This is a genomic window from Streptomyces sp. HSS9-12, assembly GCF_054963655.1.
In genome coordinates this window covers 27,184-43,712 of the sequence record NZ_JBUEGC010000024.1, presented here as the reverse complement: position 1 = coordinate 43,712, position 16,529 = coordinate 27,184, and the positions used below count along the sequence as shown (strand labels likewise).

The 16,529-nt window shown below is 72.0% G+C and carries 13 protein-coding genes; 4 read left to right on the top strand and 9 right to left on the bottom strand.

What is annotated here, in order from left to right; translation table 11 throughout:
* Positions 1–50: 50 nt before the first annotated feature.
* The 9 genes from ACY34J_RS15150 to rsmI form a co-directional block, all read right to left on the bottom strand.
* Entirely contained in the window at positions 51–824 is a 774-nt protein-coding gene (locus ACY34J_RS15150; RefSeq protein WP_462727037.1) for a response regulator transcription factor, read from the bottom strand.
* An 82-nt stretch (positions 825–906) separates the two neighbouring features.
* Positions 907–2,691, bottom strand: a complete 1,785-nt coding sequence (locus ACY34J_RS15145; protein WP_462726999.1) for an outer membrane protein assembly factor BamB family protein — start codon at positions 2,689–2,691, stop codon at positions 907–909.
* A 192-nt stretch (positions 2,692–2,883) separates the two neighbouring features.
* Positions 2,884–4,689 (bottom strand): ABC-F family ATP-binding cassette domain-containing protein, encoded by a 1,806-nt coding sequence (locus ACY34J_RS15140; protein WP_462727000.1) that lies wholly within the window; start codon positions 4,687–4,689, stop codon positions 2,884–2,886.
* A 178-nt stretch (positions 4,690–4,867) separates the two neighbouring features.
* The gene (locus ACY34J_RS15135; protein WP_462727001.1) at positions 4,868–5,827 is read right to left on the bottom strand and encodes a 4-(cytidine 5'-diphospho)-2-C-methyl-D-erythritol kinase; all 960 of its coding nucleotides are present in this window, start codon (positions 5,825–5,827) and stop codon (positions 4,868–4,870) included.
* 128 nt (positions 5,828–5,955) lie between these two features.
* The gene (gene rsmA / locus ACY34J_RS15130; RefSeq protein ID WP_462727038.1) at positions 5,956–6,861 is read right to left on the bottom strand and encodes a 16S rRNA (adenine(1518)-N(6)/adenine(1519)-N(6))-dimethyltransferase RsmA; all 906 of its coding nucleotides are present in this window, start codon (positions 6,859–6,861) and stop codon (positions 5,956–5,958) included.
* 2 nt (positions 6,862–6,863) lie between these two features.
* Positions 6,864–8,528, bottom strand: coding sequence for a ubiquitin-like domain-containing protein (locus ACY34J_RS15125; RefSeq protein WP_462727002.1), 1,665 nt, complete (start codon positions 8,526–8,528; stop codon positions 6,864–6,866).
* 74 nt (positions 8,529–8,602) lie between these two features.
* On the bottom strand, positions 8,603–9,541 hold the full coding sequence (locus ACY34J_RS15120) for a TatD family hydrolase (protein WP_462727003.1): 939 nt from the start codon (positions 9,539–9,541) through the stop codon (positions 8,603–8,605).
* Between the two features lie 93 nt (positions 9,542–9,634).
* Positions 9,635–10,123: a hypothetical protein gene (locus tag ACY34J_RS15115; RefSeq protein ID WP_462727004.1), complete on the bottom strand. Its 489-nt coding sequence runs from the start codon at positions 10,121–10,123 to the stop codon at positions 9,635–9,637.
* Positions 10,124–10,284: 161 nt separating this feature from the next.
* Complete coding sequence (rsmI, locus tag ACY34J_RS15110; RefSeq protein WP_462727005.1) at positions 10,285–11,163, bottom strand: 16S rRNA (cytidine(1402)-2'-O)-methyltransferase; 879 nt, start codon at positions 11,161–11,163, stop codon at positions 10,285–10,287.
* A 210-nt stretch (positions 11,164–11,373) separates the two neighbouring features.
* Here rsmI and ACY34J_RS15105 point away from each other — a divergent pair, with 210 nt between their 5' ends.
* The 4 genes from ACY34J_RS15105 (at position 11,374) to ACY34J_RS15090 (ending at position 16,319) form a co-directional block, all read left to right on the top strand.
* Complete coding sequence (locus ACY34J_RS15105; RefSeq protein ID WP_462727006.1) at positions 11,374–13,161, top strand: dolichyl-phosphate-mannose--protein mannosyltransferase; 1,788 nt, start codon at positions 11,374–11,376, stop codon at positions 13,159–13,161.
* A 76-nt stretch (positions 13,162–13,237) separates the two neighbouring features.
* A complete protein-coding gene (locus tag ACY34J_RS15100; protein ID WP_462727007.1) occupies positions 13,238–14,893 on the top strand; it encodes a penicillin-binding transpeptidase domain-containing protein in 1,656 nt (551 codons plus the stop codon).
* Between the two features lie 77 nt (positions 14,894–14,970).
* Positions 14,971–15,465, top strand: coding sequence for a YbaK/EbsC family protein (locus ACY34J_RS15095; RefSeq protein ID WP_462727008.1), 495 nt, complete (start codon positions 14,971–14,973; stop codon positions 15,463–15,465).
* Positions 15,462–16,319 (top strand): EamA family transporter, encoded by an 858-nt coding sequence (locus ACY34J_RS15090; protein WP_462727009.1) that lies wholly within the window; start codon positions 15,462–15,464, stop codon positions 16,317–16,319. The genes ACY34J_RS15095 and ACY34J_RS15090 overlap by 4 nt, the downstream gene beginning before the upstream one ends.
* The last annotated feature ends 210 nt before the right edge of the window (positions 16,320–16,529 follow it).

Genomic DNA, 16,529 nt, shown 5'->3' with positions numbered 1-16,529 from the left:
GCCCTCCGCGCTCCCCCTGGGGGTGCCCGGGCCGCCAGGCCCGGGCGGGACTACCGCTGGGAGGTGCCCCCACTCCCTTTCGGCTTGGGGGTACCCCTGGGGGTACCTCCCAGCGGTAACTGGGGGAGAAGCTCTGGGGGAGCGTCCGTCGGCTCACTCGCCGCACCGGCCCGCTCCAGCAGTCCGGTCCGTGCGGCGAGCGCCGCCGCCTCCAGCCGGGACCCGACGCCGAGCTTCATCAGCACGCGCTGGACGTGCGTACGGGCCGTGCTCGGCGCGACCCCCATCCTGGCCGCGATCAGCCGGGTGTCCTCGCCCTCCGCGACCCGCAGCAGCACCTCCGCCTCACGCGGTGTCAGCAGCCGCAGCAGCCGCGCCGCCTCGTCGTCCGCCTGCGCGGCCGGATCGAGCAGTTCCGCGAACGCGCCCTGCAGCAGCTGCGGCGCGACCGCCGCGTCCCCCGCGCGGGCCCGGACCACGGCGCGCTCGACGCCCTCGATGCGCTCGTCGTGGCGCACATAGCCGGACGCCCCGGCGGCGAACGCCGCGGCGATCCCGCGCGGGCTGGGCACCGGCCCCAGCACCACGACGGCGATCTGCGGCCGTTGCAGCTTGATCCTCGCCAACGGTTCGAAGGCCCCGGGCTCGGCGGGAGCGGCGGTGCCCAGCAGGCACACCTCCGGCACCCGGCTGATCACCAGCTCCGCCGCCCCGGCAGCCGGCGCGGCCGCCGCGAGCACCCGGTGCCCACGCAACTTCAGTGCCGAAGCGAGTGCTTCAGCGAGCAGGCGGTGGTCGTCGACCACCATGAGCCGTATGCCCACGAGCGTCCCCCAGTCCCCCGAAGCCACCGAAACCCCCGGCTTCGTGACCCCGGAAGCTACACGCTCGCCCGCCGCCGTGCGACTACTTGGCTCCGAAGACCACGGCGAGGTACTCCTTGGCGAAGGCGGACCTGCGGTTCGTGGCGTAGTGCTGACCCATGTAGAGGCGGCCGCCCACGAAGGCGATGTCCACGTTCAGCTCGGGGCGGAAGCTGCTCTCCGTACGGTTGGTGCTGTCCGGGTTCTGCAGCAGCACGGTGGACTTGTACGTCGTGGGGTCGATGCGCAGGACCTGGCCGCCCTTGTCGTATGTCGGGTACTTGTAGGCGATGAGGTCATTGCCGTCCATGCGCAGCGGCACCATCATGCGCTCCTCGCCCGCGTCGGCCTTGCCCTTGGCCTTCCCGGTCTTCAGGTCGTAGGCGAGGATCTCGTTGGTCCGCCCGTACTTGGCCTGGGCCTCATGCTCCTTGGACGCCAGGAACAGGGTGTCCTTGTCGGTGACCACCAGCTTGCAGCCCTCGACATCGTTCACGCCGCAGTCAAGGGTGTGCTGGCTGCCGGACGAGGAGATCTTGCTGCGCAGCGTGGCGCGCTGGGTGCTGTCGTCGAGGACCATGAAGTCCGAGACGCCGTTGGCGGAGATGTCCGCTTCACCGGCGGCGATCAGCGGATCGGTGGACACGATGTGGACGTACTGGAAGCCGCTGGGCATCTGAAAGACCGATTTCGGCCTGCCCGTCTGCGGGTTGAGCGTCTGGATCTCCACCGTCGGCCTGTCGAATTTCCCGCATTTGACCACGGCGACGAGCTTGGCCCCGCCGCCGTACCCCACGTCCTCGCACTTCGCGTCCTGCTTGGGGGCCCACAGTTGCCTGCCGCTGCCGAGGTTCCAGGCCGCGCCGCCGCTGGTGCCGCCCGCGGCGACGGCTCCATCGCCAACGGTCACCTCGTGGAAGGTCATCTTCTGGCCGCCGGTGGTCACCGACTTCTGCCAGAGCTTCTTGCCGTGGACGACGTCGATCGCGGCGACTTCGGTGCAGCCCTGGTGCGGCTGGGCCGTGGTGGCCTTGGCGCCCTGGAAGAGCACGGCGCTCAGGCCGTCCTCGGTGGTGCGCCGGGAGGCCCAGCAGATGTGGCCGGGAAGCGGGATCTCCCAGCGCTTGGTGGCGCCGGCCGGGTCGTAGCCGACGATCTTGTCGACATCGCCCTTGGCGAAGATCTTGTCGCTGACCCACAGGCCCTCGACCGTCACCTGGTCGTTGACCGCGGGCTTGGGGATCTTGGTGATGAGGTCGCCGTTGACGCCCCCGGAACCGCCGCTGCCGCCTTCACTGCTGCCGCCCGAGGAACCCTGCGCGTCGTCCTGCTCGCCGCCGTCACTGCCGCCCGCCGCGAACCAGACGCCGCCGGCGACCAGCAGCACCACGGCGACGACCGCGCTGATGATGGCCAGCGTCCTGCCCGAGCTGGTGCCGGGTGGGGGTGCCTGGGGCGGTATGCCGCCGCCCGGGAACTGGCCCGGCTGCGGGTACATGCCGTACTGCTGCCGGCCGTACGGCTGTCCGGGGCCCGGGGGCGGTTGCGACGGGCCGGGGTAGCCGTACGGGGGCGGGGCCTGCGGAGGCTGGTTCGGGGGCGGAGACTGCGGAGGCTGGTTCGGGGGCGGAGACTGCGGATAGCCGTAGGCGGGCCCGCCCTGCGGCTGCTGCGGCGGATAGCCGCCGGGGCCCGCTCCGGCGAAGCCGGCGCGAGGATCCTGCGGCGCGCCGAAGCCGCCCGGCGCGGGGGCGCCGCCCGCGGAGCCAGGCGGCTGCTGGCTGGGATCCCCGGGGGAGCCAGGGGGCGGCTGGGGCGGCTGTGACATCAGCGTTCCTCTTTACGCGGGGCCATGTCCCGACCGTTCTCCCCCGCACACCCCTGACGGATCATCAAACCGCATCAGGGTGGAGCAAATCGGGCATGGCGCCCGCCAGTGAGCGGCAGGCAAGCAAGCGGGAGTTCTTTGTACCACTCGCCCCGAACCGCCAGTGGGGCACCTCCTGATGTGGCGGCGGGATCAGACGTCCTCCGCCAGCTCCAGCCAGCGCGACTCCAGTTCATCCCGCTCCGCCGCCAACTCGCGCAGTTCCGCGTCGAGTTTCGCCACCCGCTCGAAGTCCGTGGCGTTCTCGGCGATCTGCTCGTGCAGCTTGGACTCCTGGTCACCGATGCGGTCCAGGCGGCGTTCGATCCGCTGGAGTTCCTTCTTCGCCGCGCGGGCGTCGACCGACGGCTTCTGCCTGGCGGTCGCGGCGGGCGCCGGGGCGGCGGCCGCCGCTGCCTGCTGCTCCATGCGGTGGCGGCGCTCCAGGTACTCGTCCACACCGCGCGGCAGCATCCGCAGGGCGCCGTCGCCGAGCAGCGCGAAGACCCGGTCCGTGGCCCGCTCGATGAAGTAGCGGTCGTGGCTGATGACCACGAGAGAGCCCGGCCAGCCGTCGAGCAGGTCCTCGAGCTGGGCGAGGGTCTCGATGTCGAGGTCGTTCGTCGGCTCGTCCAGGAAGAGGACGTTCGGCTCGTCCATCAGCAGCCGCAGGATCTGCAGCCGGCGGCGCTCACCGCCCGACAAGTCGCCAACCGGCGTCCACTGCTTCTCCTTGGTGAAGCCGAGCTTCTCGCACAGCTGCGAGGCGGTCATCTCCCGGCCCTTGCCGAGGTCCACCCGCTGCCGGACCCGCTCCACGGCCTCCAGGACCCGCCAGGTGGGGTCGAGTTCGGCGACCTCCTGTGAGAGATAGGCGAGCTTGACGGTCTTCCCGACGACGATCCGGCCGGCGGCGGGCTGCGCCTCGCCCTCGGTACGGGCCGCGTCCGCCATCGCCCGCAGCAGCGAGGTCTTGCCGGCGCCGTTCACCCCGACCAGGCCGATGCGGTCGCCGGGGCCCAGCTGCCAGGTGAGGTGCTTGAGCAGCACCTTGGGGCCCGCCTGGACGGTGACGTTCTCCAGGTCGAAGACCGTCTTGCCGAGCCGGGAGCTCGCGAACTTCATCAGCTCCGCGCTGTCACGCGGCGGCGGCACGTCCGCGATCAGCTCGTTCGCCGCCTCGATCCTGAAGCGCGGTTTGCTCGTACGGGCCGGGGCGCCGCGCCGCAGCCACGCCAGCTCCTTGCGCATCAGGTTCTGCCGCTTGGCCTCCTCCGTGGCCGCGATACGCTCCCGCTCGGCGCGCGCGAAGACGTAGTCGGAGTAGCCGCCCTCGTACTCGTGCACAGCGCCGCGCTGGATGTCCCACATGCGGGTGCAGACCTGGTCGAGGAACCAGCGGTCGTGGGTGACGACCACCAGCGCCGAGCGGCGGGCCCGCAGGTGCTGGGCGAGCCAGGCGATGCCCTCGACGTCAAGATGGTTGGTCGGCTCGTCCAGGACGATCAGGTCCTGCTCGGCGATCAGCAGCTTGGCGAGCGCGATACGGCGGCGCTCACCGCCGGAGAGCGGACCGATGACCGTGTCCAGGCCCTTGGGGAAGCCGGGCAGGTCGAGGCCGCCGAAGAGTCCGGTGAGGACATCGCGGATCTTGGCGTTGCCCGCCCACTCGTGGTCGGCCAGGTCGCCGACGACCTCGTGCCGGACGGTGGCGGCGGGGTCGAGCGAGTCGTGCTGGGTGAGCACGCCGAGCCGCAGCCCGCCGGAGTGGGTGACCCGGCCCTCGTCGGCGGATTCGAGCCTGGCGAGGATGCGGATGAGGGTGGTCTTGCCGTCACCGTTGCGACCGACGACGCCGATCCGGTCGCCCTCGCTGACGCCGAGGGAGATGCCGTCGAGCAGCGTACGCGTGCCGTACACCTTGCTGACGGCTTCCAGATTGACGAGGTTGATGGCCATTCCGCTCCTGATCTTCCACGACTGGGACCGCTGGGGGCACTGGTGGGCGGCCGGCCATCCAGGGTACGCCGCGGCGGCAGCCGCCAGACCGCGCGCTGCGGCGGGCGGGGCTGCGGCGGGCGGGGCTGCGCCACGGATCAGTGTCGCGGCTTCCTGGGCGCCGCTCGCCGCTGATGCTTTACAGCACCGTCGCGCCGGCTGCCGGGCTCTGCGCGACCCGGGCCGTGCGGCAGGTGCCCGAGGCGGTCAGTTCGCCGGCCAGCGCCTGGGCGGCAGTGGCGTCCCGCGCCAGGAAGGCGCACGTCGGGCCGGAGCCGGAGACGATCGAGGCCAGGGCCCCGGCCTTGGCGCCGGCCGCCAGGGTGTCGGCGAGGGCGGGCCGCAGCGAGAGCGCGGCCGCCTGGAGGTCGTTGCTCGAGCCTCCCGCCATCAGGGCCGCGGCGAGGGCGGGCACGTCGCCGTCGCCGAGGGCGTCCAGCAGCGCCGGGGACGGCTCCGGGTCCGGTACGTGGTCCACCGTCGCGCCCGTTCCCGCTTCGTCCCGCAGCCGGTCGCACTCGCGGTACACAGCCGGGGTGGACAGCCCGCCGTCGGCCACCGCGAAGACCCAGTGGAAGGTCCCGCCGACGGGGAGCGGGGTCAGCCGCTCGCCGCGCCCGCGGCCCAGTGCCGCGCCGCCGACGAGGCTGAACGGCACATCGCTGCCCAGCTCGGCGCAGATCTCGAGGAGTTCGGCGCGGGAGGCGCCGGTCCCCCACAGCGCGTCGCAGGCGACGAGCGCTCCGGCGCCGTCCGCGCTGCCGCCCGCCATGCCCCCGGCGACGGGGATGTCCTTGCCGATGTGCAGGTGGACGTTCGGCTCGATGCCGTGGCGGCCGGCGAGGAGTTCGGCGGCGCGGGCGGCGAGGTTCGTACGGTCCGCCGGCACCTGGTCGGCGTCCCCGCCGGAGACCGTGATCCGCAGGGAGTCGGCCGGGGTGGCGGTGACCTTGTCGTACAGCCCGACGGCGAGGAAGACGTTCGCCAGGTCGTGGAAGCCGTCGGGGCGCAGCCCGCCGACCGCGAGCTGCACGTTGACCTTGGCGGGAACGCGGGCGGTCACGGATCGGGTCACGGTTGCGGCTCTCCTGGTCCTCATACGGGTCGCCGTACGGCGGATCGCCATACGGCTGGGCGGCTCCATTCTCCCCTGCGATCCCCACCGGTCCGAGCCACGTGGCCGACCCCGTCATGGCCCGGGCACGGTGGCACGCTCCGGCGCACCGATCAGCCGGAGACCCCCGCGAGAGCGCCCCGGTTTTCGGCGATGCGGGCGAACTCCTCCACCGTCAGCGACTCGCCGCGCGCCTGCGGCGAGACCCCCGCCGCGACCAGCGCCGCCTCGGCCGCCGCCGGCGACCCGGCCCACCCCCGCAGAGCGGCCCGCAGGGTCTTGCGCCGCTGTGCGAACGCGGCGTCGACGACCTCGAACACCTCCTTCTTCGAGGCGGTGGTGTTCAGCGGCTCCGCGCGCCGCACCAGCGAGACCAGCCCCGAGTCGACGTTCGGCGCGGGCCAGAAGACGTTGCGTCCGATGGCGCCGGCCCGCTTCACCTCCGCGTACCAGGCGGCTTTGACGGACGGCACGCCGTAGACCTTCGAGCCGGGGGCGGCGGCGAGCCGGTCGGCGACCTCCGACTGCACCATCACCAGCGTCCGCTCGATCGTCGGGAACATGTCCAGCATGTGCAGCAGGACGGGCACGGCCACGTTGTACGGCAGGTTGGCGACCAGCGCGGTCGGCGCCGGCCCGGGGAGCTCGGTCACATGCAGCGCGTCGGAGTGCACCAGCGCGAAACGGTCCGCGCGCGCCGGCATGCGCGCCGCCACGGTCGTCGGCAGAGCACTGGCCAGCAGGTCGTCGATCTCGACCGCGACGACCCGGTCGGCGGCCTCCAGCAGCGCCAGCGTCAGCGAGCCGAGGCCCGGCCCGACCTCGACCACCACGTCATCGGGCCGTACGTCCGCGGTTCGCACGATGCGGCGGACAGTGTTCGCGTCGATGACGAAGTTCTGTCCGCGCTGCTTGGTGGGGCGAACCCCCAGGGCGGCGGCCAGTTGGCGGATGTCAGCGGGCCCCAAGAGGGGTCCGTGCTCGTCCGGGGCGCCGTGGGCGCTGCTGGTGCTGCTCATGCTCACTGGTGAAGCTTACGGCCGCACACCGGCCAGGGACTCGCCCCCCTTTGCACGTACAGCTTCTTGGCCCGGTAGGTCTGCTCCGCGGCCGAGGCCTCCTCCGGCCGCCCCCGGCCGCCCAGGTTGTGCCAGGTGTGGGAGTCGAACTGGTACAGCCCGCCGTACGACCCGGAGGGGTCCACCGCGTCCGGCCGCCCGCCCGACTCGCACTGCGCCAGCGCGCCCCAGTTCAGCCCCTCCGCGCCGGCGACGGAGGACGGCAGCGGTTGGGTGCCGACCCGAACCACCTGCTGCACCGGCCGCTTGACCACTTCCGAGCGCAGCCTCCTCGGCTTCTGCCGGACGCCGTCGACGGTGCGCATCGCGTATGTGACCCGCTTCAGACCGTGCCGGCCCTGCTGGACGACGACTTCGGTGCCCTGGAAGAGCGTCGGGTCGCTGCGCTTGATCGTGGGGTAGTCGATCAGTTCCTCGCGCACCTCCCGGGTGCCGGTGATCCGCAGGACGGAGATCGTCTGGCTGTCGCGCGGGAAGCTGTCCAGCGGCACTGAGGTGGTGTCCTCGCCGCGCAGCACGATGCCCGCCTGCTCGACCACCTCTCGTACGGTGGCCGCGTTCGTCCGGATCCTGCGCTCGTGCCCGTCGGCCATGACGGAGACGGTGCGTTCGGTCCGTACGTCGAGGGTCAGGCCGCGGCGGGCGATCGGCGAGTGGCGCGAGGCGGACAGATAGGCGCCCTCGGCGCGCACCCCGAGCTGGTGCAGCGCGCCCTCGACGGTGCGGGCGGTGGTCCACACGCGGCGGCGCTCGCCGTCGAGGGTGAGGGTGATCAGACGGCCGTAGCGGACGACGATGTCGTCGCCGGCGGCCAGGGGCTGGCGTGGCGAGGGGGCCACGATGTCGTGTGCGCCGTACTCGACGTGCTCGTCGGCCAGCAGTTCCGCCACGTCGTCGGCGAAGGTGTGCAGGGTGCGCGGAACGCCGTCGACGCTCAGCGTCACGGACTTGTCGTCGGCGACGAAGGCGGTGCTGCCGCCGGCGAGAAAGGCGACGACCAAGGCTTGTGGGACGAGCCGGCGCAGCGTCTCGGGGCGCTCGGCGGCGCGGCGCCTGCGCCGGGCGGCCCGGCGTCCGCCGCTGCGCCCGCCGACGCGGTGCGGCACGGGCGCGGTCGGCGGGTGGGGCTGCGCCTGGCGCGGCACGCGGGGGCAGCCCTCCGCCGGCGCGTACGAGCCCTCCGCCGGCGCGTACGGGGCGGCGGGCGGCGCGGGCGCCTGGTGGACCGCGGTCTGGGCGCTGGGTCCGTAGCCGTAGCTGCCGAACGAGCCGCCGTCGTACGGAGCGTGGGCGTCGTACGAGCCCCAGCCGTAGGTGAACGCGCTCGCGCCGCCGCCATAGGGTCCGAAGGCGTCGAAGGCGTCAGAGCGGCCCGGCACATACCGATCCGAGCCGTACGGGTCCGCGGTGTACGGGTCCGGCCCGCACGGCTCGGCGCCGTACGGCTCATACAGCTGCGCGCCGTACGGATCCGAGCCATACGCCCTCACGGCATACGGGCTCGCGCCGTGGAAACGGGCGTCGTACGGCTCGTACCACTGCGTGGCCCGGGCGTGCCTGGGGCCGCCGCTGGGTGCAGCCCGGCGGGTGTCCTGGGAAGTGCTCACTACGCTCCACTGATCCGGCGATCGGGCCGGGACTGTACTGGAGCAGTAGTCACTCTCCAAAGTTGAGCGGTGACTTATTGTGACGGCGCGTCAACCCGCCGCGCGCCCCGCTCATAGCCGAACGCGCGGGCCGTGTTGGCGGCGATGGCGGCCGCTAGCGTGTCCTCGGGCACGCCCTTCACCTGGGCCATGGCCCGCAGGGTGACCGGAATGAGATACGGAGCGTTAGGCCGTCCGCGGTATGGGGCGGGGGTGAGGTACGGCGCGTCCGTCTCGACCAGCAGCAGGTCGAGCGGAGCGACGGCCAGTGCGTCGCGCAGCGGCTGGGCGTTCTTGAAGGTCACGTTGCCGGCGAAGGACATCAAGTAGCCCTTGTCGGCGCAGATCTTCGCCATCTCGGCGTCGCCGGAGTAGCAGTGCAGGACGACCAACTCGGGCGCGCCTTCTTCGTCCAGGATGCGCAGGACGTCCTCGTGGGCCTCGCGGTCGTGGATGACCAGGGCCTTGCCGTGCCGCTTGGCGATGTCGATGTGGCGGCGGAAGGAGCGCTCCTGGGCGGCGATGCCGTCCGGGCCGGTGCGGAAGTAGTCGAGCCCGGTCTCGCCGACGCCGCGGACCTGCGGCAGGGCGGCCAGCCTGTCGATCTCGGCCAGGGCGTCGTCCAGAGCGGCGTTCCCGCCGGGCTCGCGGGCGCCCTGGCGCGACCACCCGTCAGGGTCGCCGAGGACGATGCGCGGCGCCTCGTTGGGGTGCAGGGCGACCGTGGCCCAGACGCTGTCGTGGGCGGCGGCCGTCTGAGCCGCCCAGCGGGAGCCCTTGATGTCGCAGCCGACCTGGATCACGGTCGTGACTCCCACGGAGGCCGCCTTGGCGAGGGCGTCCTCGACCGGTCCCGACTGCATGTCGAGGTGGGTGTGGGAGTCCGCGACGGGCACCCGCAGCGGCTCGGGGAGCGGCGGGGGCGCGTCCTTGTGGTTCCGGTTGCTCCGGTTGCTCGATGCTGTTGCCGCCATAGCGGCGATCCTATGCGCCGGTGCGGCCGGGTCCGTACGCCCGCTGCCTGCCGTACGCCCGCTGCCTGCCGGCCGTCCGCTGCCTGCCGGCCGTCACCTGCGGTGGAAGACGCGCAGCAGGTCGGCCAGGGTCCGGTGGTTGGCGTTCTTGTCGGTCTTCCGCTCCTTGGTGCCCGGCTCGCGCCTGGCAGTCCTGTCCTCGGCGGGAAACTCGACCGGGACCTCCGCGGACGGCTCGATCGGAGTGGCCGCCGACAGCAGCGGCCCCGCTATCCCCTGCTGCGCGAGACCTGCCGCGAGCGGCGGTATCTGGCCGGACTTCATGATCCGGACCACGTGGCCTCCGCAGTTCTGGCAGGTCGGGCGGGTCAGCGGGGAGGGAACCCGCCGGCCGTTCGCGTAGTAGGTGACGACGTCACGTCCCTGGGCGTCCACGTGGTGCCGTATCTCGTATTCCTGCTCCCAGGCGTGGCCGCATCGCATACAGGCGAAGGAGTACGCCTCGTGCTTGGGAGGCTCGGGAATGCTGCGGCCGGTGGGCATCGGGGGGACACCGGGGGAAGTGCCTGCGATCTCGCTCATGCCAGCTCCTCTTGTCCGCTGGACGAGTAATTCCGGGATGGTCCGTCCCTCATCCAGTGGACGACTTTCCCGACGGGAGCGCAGCAGGGCTGCCGGCTATTGGTCCAGATTTGGCAGTGGGATGGTGAAAGAACCCGCTGCGCGGCCCAACGCTTTGCCTTTCACGATAGACCTTTACCTTCCGATGAGCCCTGTCCGGCCGCATTCTTTGCCGCCACCACCGCATCGAAGACTTCGCGCTTGGGTAGCCCGGCCTCGGCCGCGACCGCCGAGATGGCCTCCTTGCGCCGCTCCCCCGCCTCCTCGCGGACGGCGACCCGGCGGGCGAGCTCGGCGGGGTCGAGCTGTTGCGGGCCCTTGGCGGGGGCGCCCTCGACGACGATGGTGATCTCACCCCGGACGCCTTCGGCCGCCCACTGCGCCAGCTCCTTCAGCGGGCCGCGCCGGACCTCCTCGTAGGTCTTGGTGAGCTCCCGGCACACCGCGGCCCGGCGTTCGGCGCCGAAGACCTCGGCCATGGCGGCGAGGGTGTCGTCGAGGCGGTGCGGGGCCTCGAAGTAGACGAGGGTGCGGCGCTCGTCGGCCACCTCCCGCAGGCGGCCCAGGCGCTCGCCGGCCTTGCGCGGCAGGAAGCCCTCGAAACAGAACCGGTCGACCGGCAGCCCGGAGAGCGCGAGGGCGGTGAGTACGGCGGAGGGGCCGGGGACGGCGGTGACCTTGATGCCCTGCTCGACGGCTGCGGCGACCAGCCGGTAGCCGGGGTCGGACACCGACGGCATGCCGGCGTCGGTGACGAGGAGCACACGCGCGCCGCCGGCGAGCGCCTCGACCAGCTCGGGGGTGCGGGCGGACTCGTTGCCCTCGAAGTACGACACCACGCGGCCGGCCGGCTGCACACCGAGGGCCTGGGCCAGGCGGCGCAGCCGCCGGGTGTCCTCGGCCGCGACGACATCGGCGGCGGCGAGCTCGGCAGCCAGTCGGGGCGGGGCGTCCGCGGTGTCGCCGATGGGGGTCCCTGCGAGTACGAGCGTTCCAGTCACACGGCCATCCTCGCAGCCGGCGCGGCGCCGGTGTCCCGCCGCACGGGAGAGCCGGAGCACAGGGCGTACAGCCGAGGGCAGACGCCCGCCACCGGCGGCAGTGTCTCCTGGTCAGCGCACCCCAGAGGGGCGGCTGCCCCGAAGAGAAACCCACACGGAGTGCGGGACGTACGGACGGTGGCCGCCAATCGCACACCCGCGTTCCCTACGATGGCGCGGGTGAGCAGTGACACCGCTACAGGAGCCCGGCGCGAGCAGCAGCCGGCCGAGCAGCCCGCGGCGGCGGCCCAGGAGCACCCGGAGCCGACCGCCTGGCAGCTGCGGCTGCGCCGGTTCGGGCATGTGGACCGGCCCCGCGTACCTCTCCGGGACCGGCTGGTGCCCCCGTACTCCCCTGGGCTTCGCCATGGGGGACCCCAGCCCGGCGGCCGGGTGTGGGCGGCGCTCGGCCTGAGCCCGCAGACCGCGCAGCGGCTGACCCGCTGGTCCGGCTGGGGCGGTCCCCTCCTGGTCGCGCTGGTCGCCGGACTGCTGCGCTTCTGGCATCTGCACAGCCCGAACGCCGTGATATTCGACGAGACGTACTACGCCAAGGACGCCTGGTCGCTGCTCCAGTACGGCTACGAGGGCAAGTGGCCGGAGAAGGCCAACGACCTGATCCTCGCCCAGCCGCAGCGGATTCCCCTCAGCCCCGAGGCCAGCTATGTCGTCCATCCGCCCGTCGGCAAGTGGACGATCGCGATCGGCGAGTGGCTCTTCGGGCTGAACCCGTTCGGCTGGCGCTTCATGGTGGCGCTGCTCGGCACGATCTCCGTGCTGATGGTGTGCCGCATCGGCCGGCGGCTGTTGCGCTCCACGGCGCTGGGCTGTCTCGCCGGCGCGCTGCTCGCCGTCGATGGGCTGCACTTTGTGATGAGCCGCACAGCGCTGCTCGACCTGGTGGTGATGTTCTGGATCGTGGCGGCCTTCGGGTGCCTGCTCATCGACAGGGACCGGACCAGGGCCCGGTTCGCGGCGGCACTGCCTGTGGACACCGCCGGCGATCTTCGGCCCGACGCGGCGGTGGGCGACCGGCTGAAGCTCGGCCCGCGGCCGTGGCGGATCGCGGCGGGGCTGTGTCTGGGCCTGGCCTGCGCTACGAAGTGGAACGGCCTGTACGTCCTGGCGGCCTTCGGCATCCTCACCGTGCTGTGGGATGTGGGAGTCCGGCGCACGGCGGGCGCCACGCGCCCCCGCCGTTCCATGGTGCGCCGTGACGCGCTGCCCGCGTTCCTGTCCCTGGTGCCGGTGGCGGTGCTGACGTACATCGCGTCCTGGACGGGCTGGTTCGTCACCACCGGCGGCTATTACCGCGACTGGGCCCAGGGCGAGGGCCGGGGCGGCGCATGGACCTGGCTGCCCGACGCGCTGCGCAGTCTGTGGCACTACCAGTCCCAGGTCTACAACTTCCACGTCACCCTGACCTCGCCGCACACGTACCAGTCCAACCCGTGGAGCTGGATCGTCGCGGGCCGCCCGGTCTCGTACTTCTACGAGTCGCCGCGGGCCGGCCAGGCCGGCTGCCCGACGGACGCGGTGGACAAGTGCGCGCGGGAGGTGCTGGCGCTCGGCACCCCGCTGCTGTGGTGGGCGGCGTGTTTCGCGGTGCTCTACCTGCTCTATCGCTGGGCGCTGCGGCGGGACTGGCGGGCGGGCGCGATCCTGTGCGGGATCGCGGGCGGCTGGCTGCCGTGGTTCCTGTACCAGGAGCGGACGATCTTCCTGTTCTACGCGGTGGTGTTCGCCCCGTTCCTGTGCCTGGCGGTGGCGATGATGATCGGCGCGATTCTGGGTCCACCGGGATCCTCGGAGCGGCGGCGGGTGCTGGGGGCGGTCGGAGCGGGAGTGCTCGTCCTGCTGATCGTCTGGAACTTCATCTATTTCTTTCCGATCTACACCGGGCAGCCGCTGCCCATGGGGGCGTGGCGGAACCGCATGTGGCTGGACACCTGGATCTGATGCCGTAGAGTGCGCCGCGCAACGCTCTGATCGGGCGATTGAGAGTTCTTCGAGAGAGACTGTGGGGGTTTCTCCAATGCGCACTGGCGCGAAGGTCGCTGTCATCGGCGGGGTGTTCGCCGCCCTGGCGGGAGCCGCGGGATACGGCGCGTACAGCCTGGTCGGCGACTCGACCAGCGCCGCATCCTCCGACGACCACGGACCGGCCCCGGTGAAGACCGGCCCGCCCAGCGCGGCCGAGGTCAAGGTCACAGCGCGGAACTTCCTCACCGCCTGGGCTTCCGGCGCGGCGAAGCGCGCCGCGTCCTTCACGGACGACAAGCAGACCGCGGCAGCCGCGCTGACCGGCTATCAGGACGACGCGCACATCGAGAAGGTGACGCTCACCCCCGGCACCCCGAGCGGCAGCACCGTGCCGTTCAACGTCAACGCGGAGATCTCCTACAAGGGGCAGCAGGCCACCTGGACGTATGAATCCGAGCTGACCGTCGTGCGCAACAAGAAGACCGGGCTGCCGCAGGTCGGCTGGCAGCCGACGGTCATCCACCCAAGCCTCCGCGCCGGCGACTCTCTGAAGACCGGTGAGGCCGAGGCGCCGCCCATCAAGGCGGTGGACCGCAACGGCGCGCCGCTCACGGAGGAGGCGCACCCGGCGCTGCACGGCGTGCTGGCGAGCCTGCGGGAGCGGTACGGCGACAAGGCCGGCGGCACGGCGGGCGTCGAACTGTGGATCAACCGTGCGGGCCAGAATGCGGACTCCTCTCAGAAGAGCGACACCAAGCGCCCGGACGAGACCCTGAAGGTGCTCTCAAAGGGCACCCCCGGCACGCTCCGTACGACCCTCGACGCGAAGGTGCAGCGCCTCGCCGAGCAGGCGGTGAGCAAGAACGACAAGGCCGGAGTGGTGGCCCTCAAGGCCAGCACCGGAGAGATCCTCGCGGTCGCCAACTCCCCTGCCAAGGGCTACAACCTCGCGCTCCAGGGGTCGATGGCCCCCGGATCGACGATGAAGATCGTCACGTCCGCGCTGCTGATCGACAAGGGTCTGGCGTCCTACGACAAGCCGCACCCCTGCCCCAAGTACGTGACGTACGGCGGCTGGAAGTTCCAGAACGACGACAAGTTCGAGATGAAGAACGCCACTTTCGCCCAGGCCTTCGCCCGCTCCTGCAACACCGCGTTCATCTCCCAGGCCGAGAAGCTGGGCGACGGCGACCTGACCAAGGAGGCGCGGGAGGTCTTCGGCCTCGGGCTCAACTGGCAGACGGGCGTGCGGTCGTTCGACGGAGGGGTGCCGGTGCAGAGCGCCGCATCCAAGGCCGCCTCGCTGATCGGCCAGGGCGGAGTCCGGATGAACCCGCTCGACATGGCGGCGGTCGCGGCCACCGTCCGTACCGGCTCCTTCCACCAGCCGTTCATCGTCTCTCCGTCGGTCGACGACCGGCAGCTGGCCAAGGCGGCCCGCTCACTGTCGCCGGGCACCGCACAGCAGTTGCGCGCGCTGATGCGACTCACCGCGACCCAGGGCACGGCCGCCGAGGCGATGGCCGGAATGGGCGGGGACTTCGGCGCCAAGACGGGATCGGCAGAGGTCGACGGGCAGAAGAAGCCCAACGGCTGGTTCACCGCGTACCGCGATGACCTGGCCGTGGCCGCGGTGGTGCCGGAGGGCGGCCACGGCGGGGATTCGGCTGGCCCGGTCGTCGCGCAGATCCTGCGCGCGGCCGGCTGAGCCGCCCCACTGGACCGGGGGCTTCGGGACCTGAATCACAGTCGCGTGGCCGATACACCAAACGCTAGCGTCGGGGCATGAGCACACCGAGCACACCCGACACTGCACATCCCCGATTCGCCGAGGCCCTGCGCGAGCTGGGTCTCGACGTCGAGGTACGCCGCTTCCCGGACGCCGCGCGCACCGCCGCCCAAGCCGCGGCCGCCATCGGCTGCGCGCTGAACCAGATCGTCAAGTCGCTGGTGTTCGAGGCGGACGGGCAGCCGGTCGTGGTGCTCGTGGACGGTTCGTCGAGGGTGGACGTGGACCGCGTACGGGCCGAACTCGGCGCCTCCACGGTTGGGCGGGCGGACGCGGGCCTGGTGCGGGAGACCACGGGCTACGCGATCGGCGGCGTACCGCCGTTCGGCCACCGCATCCGCACCCGGGTGCTCGCCGACCGCGGGCTGCTCGACCACGAGGTGGTGTGGGCGGCGGCCGGCACCCCGCACACCGTGTTCCCGCTCGACTCCACGTCCCTGATCGAGTACGCCGGGGGCGAGCTGGTGGACGTACGCGAAGAGACCGCGTGAGCCCGCTCGTCGCCGCGGCGGTGCTGCTCGCGGCGGTCATCCACGCCGGCTGGAACGCGGTGGCCCACCACATCAAGGACCAGCTGCTCGCCTTCACCCTGGTGAACGTCGGCGGGATACTGGGCGGGGCGGCGCTGGCCCTCTTCGCTCCGCTGCCGGCAGCGGCCGCCTGGCCGTACCTCCTCGCCTCCGCCGCGCTGCACCTCGGCTATATGACCCTGCTGATGCGCTCGTTCCGGCTGGGCGACTTCGGCCAGATGTACCCGATAGCGCGGGGTACGGCGCCGCTGGTGGTGACCGTGCTGGCCGCGGCCTTCGCCGGCGAGGTGCCGGACGGCTGGGCGGCGGCCGGGGTCGCGGTCGCCTCGACCGGCCTGGTCGGCGTGGCGCTGTGGGGCATCCGCGGGGGCGGGCACGGCAGCCGCCCGCACTGGCCGGCGATCCTGGCGGCCCTCGCCACCGGGCTGTCCATCGCCGCGTACACGGTGGTGGACGGCTTGGGCGTACGGGCGTCTGGCACCCCGCTCGGCTACATCGCCTGGCTGATGATCCTCCAGGGGCTCGTGATCCCCGTCTTCGCGCTGACGACACGGCGTGGCGAACTGGTCGCCCAGCTGCGGCCGTTCGCGGCCCAGGGCGTGAGCGGCGGGCTGCTGGCGATCTTCGCCTACGGCCTGGTGCTGTGGGCCCAGACCCGCGCCCCGCTCGCTCCGATCGCGGCCCTGCGCGAGTCCAGCATTATCGTCGGCGCGGTGATCGGCGCACTGTTCTTCAAGGAGCGGTTCGGAGTGCCGCGCATCGCGGCGGCGTGCCTGATGGTGCTGGGCATCGGCCTGATGCTGCGCGCCGGTTGACTCCCCATCGTCGACGCACCATGTTCCCGGAGGCCGGCCACCCATCCTCCAATCGGCCGGAAAACCAATCACAACCCGCCCCGGGCATCAACCATTTCATACCCAGGCCCACGAAATAGCTGAGACGTTGACCGACAATTCCCAAAAGGACCCGCAGGATCGACCGGCGGGTCCTTTTCTGTGTCATATATAGACCGCGATAGGCCCTCG

Bases quoted from the DNA above. Each gene is read 5' to 3' on its own strand.
- ACY34J_RS15145 (WP_462726999.1), bottom strand. From the start codon at position 2,691: ATGTCACAGCCGCCCCAGCCGCCCCCTGGCTCCCCCGGGGATCCCAGC.
- ACY34J_RS15140 (WP_462727000.1), bottom strand. From the start codon at position 4,689: ATGGCCATCAACCTCGTCAATCTGGAAGCCGTCAGCAAGGTGTACGGC.
- ACY34J_RS15135 (WP_462727001.1), bottom strand. From the start codon at position 5,827: ATGAGGACCAGGAGAGCCGCAACCGTGACCCGATCCGTGACCGCCCGC.
- rsmA (WP_462727038.1), bottom strand. From the start codon at position 6,861: ATGAGCAGCACCAGCAGCGCCCACGGCGCCCCGGACGAGCACGGACCC.
- ACY34J_RS15120 (WP_462727003.1), bottom strand. From the start codon at position 9,541: ATGGCGGCAACAGCATCGAGCAACCGGAGCAACCGGAACCACAAGGAC.
- ACY34J_RS15115 (WP_462727004.1), bottom strand. From the start codon at position 10,123: ATGAGCGAGATCGCAGGCACTTCCCCCGGTGTCCCCCCGATGCCCACC.
- ACY34J_RS15105 (WP_462727006.1), top strand. From the start codon at position 11,374: ATGGCGCGGGTGAGCAGTGACACCGCTACAGGAGCCCGGCGCGAGCAG.
- ACY34J_RS15100 (WP_462727007.1), top strand. From the start codon at position 13,238: ATGCGCACTGGCGCGAAGGTCGCTGTCATCGGCGGGGTGTTCGCCGCC.
- ACY34J_RS15095 (WP_462727008.1), top strand. From the start codon at position 14,971: ATGAGCACACCGAGCACACCCGACACTGCACATCCCCGATTCGCCGAG.